General features: G+C 57.1%; 10 protein-coding genes. 4 read left to right on the plus strand and 6 right to left on the minus strand.

Annotated elements, in window-relative coordinates:
• Window positions 1–27 precede the first annotated feature (27 nt).
• A complete protein-coding gene (locus tag JIF53_RS02760) occupies window positions 28–1212 on the minus strand; it encodes a pyridoxal phosphate-dependent aminotransferase (RefSeq protein ID WP_199451793.1) in 1185 nt (394 codons plus the stop codon).
• 193 nt (window positions 1213–1405) lie between these two features.
• Here JIF53_RS02760 and uvrB point away from each other — a divergent pair, with 193 nt between their 5' ends.
• Complete coding sequence (uvrB, locus tag JIF53_RS02765) at window positions 1406–3463, plus strand: excinuclease ABC subunit UvrB (protein WP_022992554.1); 2058 nt, start codon at window positions 1406–1408, stop codon at window positions 3461–3463.
• Here uvrB and rimI read toward each other — a convergent pair whose 3' ends face one another.
• A complete protein-coding gene (rimI, locus tag JIF53_RS02770) occupies window positions 3464–4579 on the minus strand; it encodes a ribosomal protein S18-alanine N-acetyltransferase (RefSeq protein WP_031211292.1) in 1116 nt (371 codons plus the stop codon).
• A 202-nt stretch (window positions 4580–4781) separates the two neighbouring features.
• Between rimI and JIF53_RS02775 the strand changes: the two genes are divergently transcribed.
• Window positions 4782–6281, plus strand: coding sequence for a RimK family protein (locus JIF53_RS02775; protein WP_014421813.1), 1500 nt, complete (start codon window positions 4782–4784; stop codon window positions 6279–6281).
• Between the two features lie 9 nt (window positions 6282–6290).
• Here JIF53_RS02775 and JIF53_RS02780 read toward each other — a convergent pair whose 3' ends face one another.
• Window positions 6291–7454 (minus strand): cation diffusion facilitator family transporter, encoded by a 1164-nt coding sequence (locus JIF53_RS02780; protein WP_014421812.1) that lies wholly within the window; start codon window positions 7452–7454, stop codon window positions 6291–6293.
• Between the two features lie 404 nt (window positions 7455–7858).
• On the opposite strand from JIF53_RS02780, the gene JIF53_RS02785 reads away from it, so the two are divergent.
• Entirely contained in the window at window positions 7859–8881 is a 1023-nt protein-coding gene (locus tag JIF53_RS02785; protein WP_014421811.1) for a quinone-dependent dihydroorotate dehydrogenase, read from the plus strand.
• A gap of 173 nt (window positions 8882–9054) precedes the next feature.
• Here the strand turns inward: JIF53_RS02785 and rmf are convergent, their stop codons facing one another.
• Window positions 9055–9267: a ribosome modulation factor gene (gene rmf, locus JIF53_RS02790; RefSeq protein ID WP_011784548.1), complete on the minus strand. Its 213-nt coding sequence runs from the start codon at window positions 9265–9267 to the stop codon at window positions 9055–9057.
• A gap of 321 nt (window positions 9268–9588) precedes the next feature.
• On the opposite strand from rmf, the gene rlmKL reads away from it, so the two are divergent.
• Entirely contained in the window at window positions 9589–11766 is a 2178-nt protein-coding gene (rlmKL, locus tag JIF53_RS02795; protein WP_199451794.1) for a bifunctional 23S rRNA (guanine(2069)-N(7))-methyltransferase RlmK/23S rRNA (guanine(2445)-N(2))-methyltransferase RlmL, read from the plus strand.
• On the opposite strand, the gene JIF53_RS02800 is transcribed toward rlmKL, so the two are convergent.
• Both JIF53_RS02800 and JIF53_RS02805 read right to left on the minus strand, forming a co-directional pair.
• Window positions 11754–12356 (minus strand): outer membrane beta-barrel protein, encoded by a 603-nt coding sequence (locus JIF53_RS02800; protein ID WP_199451795.1) that lies wholly within the window; start codon window positions 12354–12356, stop codon window positions 11754–11756. The genes rlmKL and JIF53_RS02800 overlap by 13 nt on opposite strands.
• Window positions 12357–12463: 107 nt before the next feature.
• Window positions 12464–12946, minus strand: a complete 483-nt coding sequence (locus JIF53_RS02805) for a hypothetical protein (RefSeq protein WP_199451796.1) — start codon at window positions 12944–12946, stop codon at window positions 12464–12466.
• Between the last annotated feature and the right edge of the window lie 93 nt (window positions 12947–13039).

Below are 13039 nucleotides of genomic sequence, written 5' to 3' on the forward strand. Positions count from 1 at the left end.
GCCCCGTCAACCCCTCAGCTTAAAATTTTAGCCAAGAGCCTTCTGCAAACGCTCGACCGCCTTCTGCAGGTTATCCATGCTGGTGGCAAAGCTCAGCCGCATGTGCCCCGGGCAGCCAAACGCAGAGCCCGGAACCAGAGCCACGCCGGCTTCGGTCAGCAGCTTCTCGGCGAATTCGACATCGGTGCTCACGCCGTCAGTGGCATCGATGGCACCCTGGAAGCTCGGGAAGACATAAAACGTGCCGTCACCGTTCAGGCAGTCCACACCAGGCAGCTTGTTCAGGGCCGCTACCAGCCAGTCGTGACGTTCCCTGAAAGCCTTGACCATCTCGCCCACGCACGCCTGATCGCCGTCCAGTGCGGCTGTTGCGGCGGCCTGGGAGATAGAGCAGGGGTTGGAGGTGCTCTGGGACTGGATCTTCTTCATGGCACCGATGATTTTTGCCGGGCCAGCGGCATAGCCGATGCGCCAGCCAGTCATGGAGTAGGCCTTGGAGACACCGTTCAATACGAAGGTGCGATCATAAAGCTCCGGGCAGGCGTTCAGGATGTTGCAGAACGGCTTGCCAGTCCACAGGATCGGCTCGTACATATCATCGGTGGCGACCATGATGTTCGGGTGCTTTTTAAGCACCTCACCGATGGCCTGCAGCTCTTCCATGGTGTAAGCCATGCCACTGGGGTTGGACGGGCTGTTGATCACGAACAGGCGGGTGCGCTCAGTAATGGCGTTTTCCAGCTGTTCCGGCGTGATCTTGAAGCGAGTCTCTGCGGTGGTCTCGATGATCACCGGCTTGCCTTCGGCCACCAGCACCATGTCCGGATAAGAAACCCAGTAGGGTGCGGGAATGATGGCCTCGTCGCCTTCATTCAATGTTGCCAGGGCGAGGTTGAAAAAGCTCTGTTTGCCACCACTGCTTACCAGTATCTGGTTGGCTTCGTATTCCAGGCCGTTGTCCCGTTTGAACTTCGCAATAATCGCTTTCTTCAGTGCGGGCGTACCATCCACGGCAGTGTACTTGGTCTGGCCGTTGTTGATGGCGTCGATAGCCGCCTGTTTGATGTGATCGGGGGTGTCGAAGTCAGGCTCGCCAGCACCGAGGCCAATAATGTCCTGGCCGGCCGCACGGAGTTCAGCGGCTTTATTGGTAACTGCGAGGGTTGGGGAAGGCTTGATCGCCTGTACTCGGCTGGAAAGTTGAAGGTCCAAACTTGAGCTCCTTAAAGCTGCGTCTTATTGGGCTGCGATCGGCCGGGCAACTGGAGCCAAAGTTACTGGCTGATTTTTCACCCAGCCGTCGATCGCACAGATGGTATCATGAAGCTGCCAGAACGCTAAATTTCTTGAGGATGCGACGCAAATATTCCGTCGTTTCCGGTGTCCGGAGGTTAAAACGCCAGATATGGCCAACAAAGCATCCAGTGCAAGGGAAGGGGCCTTTCGCGTTGATTCGCCCTACCAACCTGCTGGTGACCAGCCCAAAGCGATTGCGGGACTGGTTGACGGCATTGAATCCGGGCTTGCCCATCAAACCCTGCTCGGGGTAACCGGTTCTGGCAAGACTTTCACGATTGCCAATGTGGTTCAGCAGGTCCAGCGGCCAACCATCATCATGGCCCACAACAAGACCCTGGCGGCACAGCTCTATGGCGAGTTCAAGGAGTTCTTCCCCGATAACGCGGTGGAGTACTTTGTCTCCTACTACGATTACTACCAGCCAGAGGCCTACGTACCGTCTTCCGATACCTTTATCGAAAAAGACGCCTCCATCAATGAGCACATTGAGCAGATGCGGCTGTCGGCCACCAAGGCTTTGCTGGAGCGGCCGGATGCCATCATTGTCGCGACGGTTTCTTCCATCTACGGTCTGGGTGATCCGCAGTCCTATCTGAAAATGATGTTGCACCTGGACCGGGGTGACCAGATGGATCAACGGTATATCCTGCGCCGGCTGGCCGAACTGCAGTACACCCGCAATGACATCGAGTTCCACCGCGCCAATTATCGGGTGCGGGGCGATGTCATTGATGTCTTCCCGGCAGAATCCGAGAAGGAAGCCATTCGCATCGAACTGTTCGATGATGAAGTGGAGAACCTGAGCTATTTTGACCCGCTTACCGGAGAGGTGCTCAGGCGGGTGCCGCGCGTGACCATTTACCCGAAGTCCCACTATGTCACGCCCCGGCAGACCGTGCTGGATGCGGTCGAGCACATCAAGCAGGAGTTGGATGTGCGCCTGCAGCAGTTGCGGGATAACAACCGGCTGGTGGAAGCTCAGCGGCTGGAGGAGCGTACCCGCTACGACATCGAGATGATGCTGGAGCTCGGTTACTGCAATGGTATCGAGAACTACTCCCGCTATCTCTCCGGGCGTAACCCCGGTGAAGCGCCACCCACGCTGTTTGACTACCTGCCACCCAACGCTTTGCTGGTAGTGGACGAGTCCCACGTGACCATTCCGCAGATTGGCGCCATGTACAAAGGGGACCGGTCTCGTAAGGAAACCCTGGTGGAGTACGGCTTCCGTCTGCCATCAGCGCTGGACAACCGCCCCATGCGGTTTGAGGAGTGGGAGCGAATCGCGCCGCAGATGATCTTTGTCTCGGCCACCCCGGGGAATTATGAGGCCGAGCATGCTGGCCAGGTGGTGGAGCAGGTGGTGCGACCGACCGGGCTGCTGGACCCGGAGATTGAGGTTCGGCCCGCGTCTACCCAGGTGGATGATCTGCTGTCTGAGATTCACCAGCGCGTCGGGGTGAATGAGCGGGTGCTGGTCACAACGCTTACCAAGCGTATGGCAGAGGATCTGACCGACTTCCTGATGGAGCACGACATCCGAGTGCGTTATCTGCATTCAGATATCGATACCGTGGAGCGCGTTGAGATTATTCGGGATCTGCGGCGGGGCGAGTTTGACGTGCTGGTGGGCATCAACCTGCTCCGGGAGGGGCTGGATATGCCGGAAGTGTCACTGGTGGCAATACTGGATGCGGATAAAGAAGGCTTCCTGCGCTCAGAGCGTTCGCTCATACAGACCATTGGTCGGGCCGCCCGTAACGTGAACGGCAAGGCCATTCTGTATGGCGACAGGATCACCGGTTCCATGCAGCGGGCCATTGATGAGACCGAGCGTCGTCGTGCCAAGCAGATGGCACACAACGAGGAGCATGGTATTACCCCCACCGGTCTTAACAAGAAGATCGCGGATATTATGGAGGGTGCCGCGGGCGGCGGTGGTCGTGGCCGGCGCAAAGCGGAGCGTCCCGGGCAGAAGGCTGCTGAAGAAGCCGAGGATTATCGCGTAAAGGTAGGCAATCGCTCGCCGGAAGATGTCCTCAAGGAAGTGGCGAAACTGGAAGACGAGATGTACAAAGCCGCCGCGGATCTGGATTTCGAGACCGCGGCGCGCCTGCGGGATCAGATTTCGGAACTGAAGGAAGCGGCCCTGCGGACCGGCTGATCAGTGGCGTTTGGGGCCGACAATCACTGCCGCCTGCAGGGGCTGGTTGCGGCCATAGCGCGACATCTTGTCGAATACCCGTCGGTCGATGGGCAGGTATTGCTTGTCGGCCACGGTTTCCCCTTCCTCGGTATCGATTTCCGGGTCATGCAGGTACACGAAATCCTCGTCGATGGCACATACGGTTACCCAGTGCGGCACCCGGCTCCGGTTCAGTTGCCAGGTGCTGATCAGGATGACAGGGATGCGCCCGTCATGCAGGGCCTTCTCCATTGCCTCCAGGGTTAGCGGGTCGTGATGCAGCTGGATTTCAGTCTGCCCGATATCGTGCAGGAACCCCTCGTGCACCAGTTCCAGTACCCGCTTTTTATCTTCGTTGCGGACCGTATCTTTGAACAGCGCGCCTTCCTGGCTGATCCAGGCACTGGCCTCGAAGCCCCGGTGCCAGGCAGATAGCGCAAGCCCATGGGGGCCACAACCGCCATGCCCGGCCAGCATGAAGATGGTGGTGGCTTCACGCCAGATTTTCAGCTCCTCCAGCGTGCTTACTGGTTGCTGTTCGTCAAGGGCCGCCATCGCCATGATTAATGCAGACGGACCGCAGGTGAACTCGGTGGTCTGGGGGTAATAGGGCACCGGAAGAAATTCGCGAGAGGGCTCGTAGTAGAGAATCCGTCGCTCGAACCGCAAGGCATCGCCGTGATCTTCGTAGTAGTCCCGGTAGGTGCCAAACTGCCGATATCCCAGCCGACGATACAGGGAAATGGCCCCGGTGTTGTCTTCACGCACTTCCAGCCGCATGATGATGCGATCAGCCTCAACCGCTTCCTTCTCCGCCTCACGGACCAGTCTTTCACCCACACCGCGGCCGCGGGCAACGGGTGAGACTGCAATCGAGTAAATCCGAGCCAGCCGGGTGGCTGCATTCATCAGCACCAGGCAGTAGCCCACCAGTTCGCCGTTCAATTCGGCGATAACCAGTCGGTCCCTGGGCATCTCCAGAAAGCGGCGGAAGCTGCGCCGGGATATCCTGTCCTCGGTAAAACAGCGGTTCTCCAGCTGAACGAGGGCATCCAGATCACTGGCATGGGCTTGGCGGAGCATTACATCGGTCATGGTCTGGTGAACCCGGTTAAACAAAAAAAGGTAGCGCCTGGCGGGCACTCTCATTGCCGCTATTATGGTAGACAGATGCCATCCCGTCATAGCGGCTGATCATGCGTAAAAGCACGCATCTTCAGGCGATTGTCTGGCAAGGGGATGGGGCGTATTGTTGCCGGAATTATCAGGCTCTACCTTCAGGGAGGAATGCCGCTTTATGTCCCGATTGCTCATCGTTGTAGATCGCGCCAAAGACTGGGCACCGTACTACCCCAGCGAAGACGTGCTTACTTTCGATCAATACCTTCAGTTTACCGCCCCGGTTAACAGCCGCGTGCGGGTGATAAACCTGTGTCAGAGTGCCAGGTATCTGAGCCGGGGCTACTACTGTTCGTTGCTTGCGGAAGCGCGCGGGCACCACGTGGTGCCATCGGTTATGACGCTCAACGACCTGAGCCGGAAGGGACTGTTTTCGCTTGAACTCGAAGAGCTGGACAGCAGTGTCATCCAGTGGCTGGAAAAATCAGCCTCCGAAATCGATCCCGCCACCGATGACCGGGACGCTACCCATGAAGTACGAATCCGAACCTATTTTGGCCAGGCCGAACATCCGGACCTGAAGCCCGTGGCCCGTGCCCTGTTCGAGCGGTTTCCGTGCCCGATTCTGGAAGTGGTGTTCCGTCACCGCAAACAATGGCAGATCGAAACCATGAAGCCGGCGGCACCGGCGGATCTTGACGAGCGCGAGCAGGATTTGTTCGCGGCCGCCCTGGATCGCTTCAGCAGCATGATCTGGCGCAAACCCCGCACCCGTCGCCGCTACCGTTTTGATCTGGCTATGCTGGTGAACCCGGAGGAAGAGTTGCCTCCGAGCGATGAGATGGCCCTGAAGCGTTTTGAGCGTGCTGGCAGAAAGCTGGGAATTAACGTGGAGCGCATTACCCGCCGGGATTACATGCGCCTGCCGGAATATGATGGTCTGTTTATTCGTGAAACCACCGCTATTGATCACCACACTTATCGGTTTGCTCGCAAGGCAGAGGCCGAGGGGATGGTGGTAATTGACGACCCGGTGTCGATTCTGCGTTGTACAAACAAGGTGTTTCTGGCGGACCTGCTTAAAAACAACAAGGTGCCAACACCGAAAACGCTGATCCTTTCAAAGGATCAGAAGGATGCGGTACAGCAGGTGAGTAATGAACTGGGCTTTCCTGTGGTCATCAAAATTCCGGATGGCGCCTTTTCCCGTGGTGTGATCAAAGCCAAGGACGAAAAGGAACTTCGGGCAGGGCTGAAAGACCTGTTCAAACAGTCTGCGTTGGTATTGGCTCAGGAGTACTTCTACACGGATTACGATTGGCGCATTGGTGTGCTTGGCGGTCGGGCCATTTATGCCTGTAAATATCTGATGGTGAAAGGTCACTGGCAGATTTACCAGCACGGTGGTGCCACAGTGGAAAGTGGCGGTTTTGAAACCATGCCCACCTACGAGGTGCCTCGCAATGTCATCCAGGCGGCATTGAATTCGACCCGGTTGATCGGTAATGGGCTTTACGGTGTCGACATCAAACAAGCCGGGAATCGGGTGGCGGTGATTGAAGTGAATGACAACCCGAGTATCGACTCGGGTGTGGAAGACAAGTTCCTGGGCGGAGAGCTGTATACCCTGGTGATGCAGGAATTCCTGTCGCGCATGGAGGAGAACCGGCGCCGGTAAACCGGCGCGTCAGTTGGCAGCGACCCAGACCCGGACGCTGCCAAACCAGGGGTAGTCTGCCAGAACCGCTCGAACCTGTTCCGTGGTCAGGTGTGGCCCGGAATGGTTTTCATCCAGGAAGATTTCAAGGTGGATGCGATTCTTGAGGTAATGAAGCCGGAGCCGGCTTTGTGGTGGTAGCTCTCCCAGCTTCTCTGTCAGCAGGCGACGAAGTGCTTCGCGATCGGGTAGCCCCGGGTCGGTGGCGTGGGGCACTTTTTCATCGTTCTCGGCGTCGATATGGAAGTTGATGTCCCGAATGTTCTCCAGGGCATCCCGCATGCCCGTGACCACCTTCATACCAATCTGATGCCCTTCGGAAACGCTGATTTCCGGGCGAACCACCAGGTGTACGTCCAGCAGAATATCGTGCCCCATCCGCCGGCTGCGCAGTTCATGAACATTTCGCACGCCATCCGTTTCCAGGGCAATGGTTTTCAACATCCGGGTATCATCTTCGGACAGACCTGTGTCGACCAGTTCTTTCACGCTGTCCCAGGTGAATTTCCAGCCGATGTGCACAATGATGGCTGCAATGAGGACGGCGGCTACCACGTCGAGCCAGACGAAACCCAGCATGGCACCGATGGTAGATACCAGAACGACCACTGACGAAAATGCATCGGTACGGCTGTGCCAGGCGTTGGCAATGATCAGGTCTGAGCGGATTTTCATGCCAACATGGCGAGTATAACGGTAGATCCATTCCTTGCCTGCTACCGAGGCTGCGGCCGCTACCAGCACTGGCCAGCCCGGAACCAGCTGCGCTTCACCGGACAGGAGCCTGAGAATGTTCTCCCAGGCCAGGGCCGCGCCCACGGCAATAAGAATGCTGCCCAGTACCAGAGTGCCGAGGGTTTCGATTCGCTGGTGTCCGTATGGATGGTCCGCATCTGGCTCCTTACGGGACAGACGCATGACCGCCAGAACCACCCAATCCGATGCCACATCGGTAAATGAATGGATACCATCCACCAGTAGCGCCTGGGAATTAAAAAGAGTGCCGCCAATGACTTTTATGATGCCCAGAACGGCATCGAGAATCATGCCAATGATCGTGACCCGGGTCGCCGCATGCTTCTCGGATTCGAGATTATTCTGGCGCTGCTGGCTGGGTTGATCAGGCTGTTCCATTGGATTCACTCCGGGCTTTTCGCGATGAGGGCAGTATAACGGGAATAACCGTAGAAATGGGTGGAATTAATGGCCTGGCTGTGATCGATTTATGCACATCATGACGAATTGGTTACCCGTTAGCATTTTGTTACCAAAGCCGTCAAATGTTAATTTTATCTATTTAAGCTATTGATAAATAAAGGGAAAATAACTGATCAAAAAATGATCAATTTGTAGGCTGGCGCAGTTATCAAGGGGTCGGGGCGCTTGCTCGGCAATTTTCAACAGGGTTATCCACAGATTCCGTGGAAAAGCGTCGGGAGGCTATACAGGGCGGGGTTTTCGGGAGTAATTGGGGTTTACACAAGATGGTGTGGAAAACTTTCGGTATACTCCTGCCACCCGGAGAAAGGAGTTTGACGATGTACGGCCTTCTGAGAAACCTGCTGTTCCGATTGCCACCGGAGCGGGCCCATAATGTTGCCCTTGGCAGCCTGGATGTTGCTCAAAAACTGGGCATCCTGAATACATTTACCCGACAGCCGGAGCCTTGCCCGGTAAACGTGATGGGCCTGGAATTCCCGAATCCGGTTGGATTGGCTGCTGGGTTGGACAAAAACGCCGACCACATTGATGCTCTTGGTGCTCTTGGTTTCGGGTTTATCGAAGTGGGCACTGTTACGCCTCTGGCACAGCCCGGCAATCCAAAACCCCGAATGTTCCGGTTGCCGGAGCACCAGGCCATCATTAACCGCATGGGGTTCAATAATGAAGGCCTGGAACACCTCATTACCAATGTCCGCCACCGTCGTTACCGGGGCGTACTGGGCATTAATGTCGGCAAGAACAAAGACACCCCGAATGAGCAGTCTGAACAGGACTACCGTAAAGGAATAGCGGCTGTTTACCCCTATGCCGACTACATCACCGTTAATGTATCTTCTCCCAATACGCCGGGCCTCCGGGATCTGCAGTTTGGCGATTCGCTCAAGCAGCTTTTGCACGCCATAAAGGAAGAGCAGGCAGCGTGTGAGCAAAAGCATGGCCGCTATGTGCCGGTGGCTGTAAAGATCGCCCCGGATATGGACGAGCAGGGCATTCGCTTTGTGGCTGCAGCATTGCTCGAAGCTGGCCTGGATGGTGTGATTGCCACCAACACCACGATCAGCCGGGAGGCGGTGAAGGGGCACGCTCACGAGCAGGAGGCGGGCGGTCTCAGCGGTGCACCGGTACGGGAAGCGTCTGTGAAAGTGATTCAGGGGCTGTATGCTGAGCTGGGCGATCGGCTGCCGATTATTGGCGTGGGCGGCATCACGGATGGCGACAGTGCGGCAGAGAAGATTCGCGCAGGCGCAAAGCTGGTGCAGATCTATACCGGGTTTATTTATCGTGGCCCGTCACTGATCAACGAAGCAGTGGAAGCGATCCGGAAAGAAATCAGCTGAGGCAGAAAGAAGGTGGGCCCGCTGAGCGGGCCCTTGCGGGGAATAAACCCCGTAGCGCTTCTTCGCATGGTACGGGGCGGGAGGCCCCGTTTGGGTTGCTCTGGTTACTGCTCTGATTGTGATTTGTGTGTAAAAATTGAAAAAAACAGATCAGGGTTAAACGGGGTTGGCCATTATGTTGCGGTTACGTTGGCCAGTTTATGGATGCCGGAGACGCCGGTCATGCCCTCCCAGTTATCTGTGCGGCCTTCTCGCCACCCGTTCAGCCATTCCTGGCGGACTTCCGGTTGTTCTAACGGGCAGCTGTCTTTGGATTTGCCGGACACGCCAGCGAGATAACCCCGCTTGAATGCACGAGCGTACATGTCTCTCTTCTGTCTTTTCATGCCGTTCCTCACTGATGGATTAACAGAACAAGCGTGTACACATCTGCAGTGACCTTGGCAGTCGGGAGCCTCTCCGGGACAACCCACTATTGCCAGCTCCGGTCAGAGCAGTCAGGATCCTGTTAACGGAGACTTTTATTCGGCCTCCGGAACGACGCGTCAACTACAAGGTAAGACGAACCTCGCGCCGGTGTACACTATTTATTTCATCTATATGGCGCTTCTTTTATATTTTTGTGAAATAACGATGACAGTCGCTAAAAGGCTTTTACTGCCATTCCGGAAACTTACCGGCCCTATTCAGAAAACCAGGAGTTGATCTTGTCCAAGCATGTCTTTTTCGTAACCTGCCCCAAAGGCGTCGAGTACCTCCTGGCCGATGAATTGAAAGAATTCGGCCTGAACCTTGTGCGGAATGCACCCGCTGGTGTCTGGGTTGAGGGCGAGCTGGAGAGTGGCTATCGGGCCTGCCTGTGGTCCCGTCTGGCGAACCGGGTGATTCTGAATGTGGCGGATGTGGATGCCCGGAGCGCCGACGAACTTTATGCCGGTGTCGTGGATCTTGACTGGCAGGCCCATATACCCGCGGGGGGGAGCTTCCGGGTAACGTTTCTTGGCCAGAACGAAGCCATCCGGAACACTCAGTTTGGCGCCCAGAAAGTGAAAGATGGCATTGTTGACAGCATTCGGGGTGCCGGTGCACCCAGGCCCTCGGTTGCGCCGAAAGACCCGGATGTCACGGTATCGGCGCGGTTGAACCGGGGCCGCTTGTCGTTGGGGATTGATCTGAGTGGTCACAGCCTTCATATGCGGGGCTACCGAACCGAAAAGGGTATCGCGCCCTTGAAAGAAAACCTTGCAGCGGCTTTGCTGCTGCGGGCAGGGTGGCCAGAGATTGCCGCTAACGGTGGTGACTTTGTGGACCTGATGTGCGGTTCCGGTACGCTGGTGGTTGAAGCTGCGTTGATGGCGCTGGACATTGCGCCGGGGCGGAAGCAGGAGCGGTTCGGGTTCGAAAAGTGGCCAGGACACCAGCCCGAGCTTTGGCTGTCGCTGCGCCAGGAAGCGGAGCGTCGGGCCCATGAGGGCAAGCAGGGGCGCATTCCCATTTTTTCTGGCTTTGATCAGGATGGCCGCGTGATTTCAACCGCGGAGAAGAACATCCTGCGAGCTGGCCTGGAAGGTATCGTTCGCGTAGACGCCAGGCCGATCTCCGAATTCACTCGCGAGAATGACTGGAGCGATACTGGCCTGGTGCTGACCAACCCGCCCTACGGTGAGCGGTTGAGTGAGCGCAAGGAACTGGCGGCCCTGTACCAGAGCCTTGGAGAGGTTGTGGCCCGTGAGCTCACCGGATGGCGCCTGGGCGTGTTCACCGGTGCGCCGGAGTTCGGGAAGTCTCTTGGTTTGCGAAGTTTCAAGCAGTACAAGTTGTTCAATGGCAAACTGCCGGCGCAGCTGTTGCTGTTTGAAGTACAGCCGGAGAATGCCCGCACGCCCTGTGATCCGGCCGCGCCGGGGCAGATTATGCCCCGCATCGCCAACGCCGAACGGGCAGACATGCTGCGTAACCGTCTCAAGAAGAATCTGAAAACGATTGGCCAGTGGGCCAGGAAGCAGAACATTGGCTGTTACCGCCTGTACGATGCCGATATGCCGGAATATGCCCTGGCGATCGATATCTACGAGGGGCGGGTACATGTTCAGGAATACCTGGCCCCGAAATCCGTTGACGAAAAGGCAGCCAGAGAGCGCCTTGCCGAAGCCATGGCGGTGATCCCCGAGGTGCTTGAGGTCGCGCCGGAGGATCTGGTGTGCAAGCAACGTCAGCGCCAGACCGGGACCCGGCAATATGAAAAACAGGCGGCGACCGGCGAGTACTTTAACGTGCACGAGCACGGCTGCGCCCTGAAGGTGAACCTGAAAGACTATCTGGATACCGGCCTGTTCCTGGATCATCGCCCGGTACGTTACTGGATCCAGCAACATGCCAGGGGCAAGCGTTTTCTGAACCTGTTCTGTTATACCGGCGCAGCGACCGTGCACGCAGCGGTTGGCGGAGCCAGCCGTTCGCTGAGTCTGGATATGTCCAAAACCTATGTCAGTTGGGCCCGGGATAACCTGGCTCTCAACTCGGCGGATCCGCACAAGCACGTCGTCGAACAGGCAGACTGCCTTGCCTGGCTGGCAGACCGAAAAACCGCTAACCAGACCTTTGATCTGATTTTCATGGATCCACCCACCTTCTCGAATTCAGCCCGGATGGCGGGCGTTCTCGATATTCAGCGGGATCACGCTGATCTGGTACGACAGTGCATGGCCCGGCTGTCCAGTGATGGCCTGCTGATTTTCTCCAATAACTTCCGCAAGTTCAGGCTGGATGAGGCGCTGGAGTCAGAATTCGAAGTGAAAGAGGTGAGTGCCAGCACTCTGGACAAGGATTTTCAGCGCAATTCGAAAATCCACCGGTGCTGGCATATCCGGCATCAGAATTCGTAACGGATACCAGAGGAGAACTGGAAGGCATTGGCGCTGGTGTCCGTGTCTTCAAACAGTTTGCCGCCCTCGAAAACCAGGTAGGTGTTATCCATCAGTTCCAGGTCCAGGCCGGCCAGCCAGCTGAAGCTGAAGCTGCTGCCCGGGTAATCCCCCTCGGTATCCCGAAACTGGGCATTGCCATCGGCATCCCGGTTGTCGAGGGTTGCCTCCCCGCTGACATGGGTAAAGCCAGCCTGGGCATAGACATTGCCAAGCTCACCAATAGGGTAGTGCAGGCCCATGTACCAACTGCCGAAGTAGTCGACGGCCAGGCTCAGATCGCCACGGGAAATCTCGGCGTCTGCCAAGCCGCCCCCCAGCCTCACCTCTGCATGAATCAGGTCGCTCAGGTGGCCGCCAATCACCAGTGTCGCTGCCTGGCCCCAGCCATCCTCGTCGGATTGCCCGATGGAACGGTGTTCAATGGCTGTCGCCAACAGTCCGACATAGTGTTTATCCGAGCGTGGGGTCTCCTGGCCAAAGGCGGCGGAAGAAAACAGGCCAAGCGCGATCAGGCTGGATGTGAGGAAACGGGGTGTGACCTTGTTCATTATTATCAGGCTTCCTGTCAGTAACGGTACTGACGCCCGATTCTGCCTTGTGTAACGCAATGTTACGCGGACTCATGTCACAGTTCCCCGTGATCAGGGGCGGGACCTCATTCCTCCAGGTAGCCTTCCTCATGGGCCAGCAATAGCAGGGAATATACGCCGTTTTCCGGCAGCTGCGGTTCAAGCCCTTCATCAAAGAGCAACTGCCGGCGGCGGTCTTCCAGTGCTTCGCTGTCCAGGCCGGTAATCAGCTCGGAAATGGGGGCGATTTCAAACGGGGCCTCCTGGCGAACGGCACTGAAGATCAGGTCTATCAGGATTTCGTCCGGATCCAGTCCATCCACGTATACGGTCTGGTCCGGCAGATCCTCGTGCAGCTCCCTGGCCAGTTCCAGCAGGGGGACCCCCTGTTCTTCCAGATACAGCAGGTCTACATCGCCCAGGTCGCCATCTTCGGGCAACCAGGCATCCTCCGGTGCAATTACCACGGTTTTCATCTGGCCGTCTGCAAGGGACCAGGCGATGGCCGTGGGAAACAGGGCGTCGTCGGTCTGGCAGTATTCGATATCCAGAAAGCGGGGTAGCGACACAGTGAACTCCGGAATCTTCGGTGAGTGCTTATGGCGGTGCACAGCGTACCCGGTAGGAGCCGGCGCGGCTTCATGCCATACTGTAGCCGCCAT

This window comes from Marinobacter sp. bablab_jr008 (genome assembly GCF_016464145.1).
Classification (GTDB): domain Bacteria; phylum Pseudomonadota; class Gammaproteobacteria; order Pseudomonadales; family Oleiphilaceae; genus Marinobacter; species Marinobacter nauticus.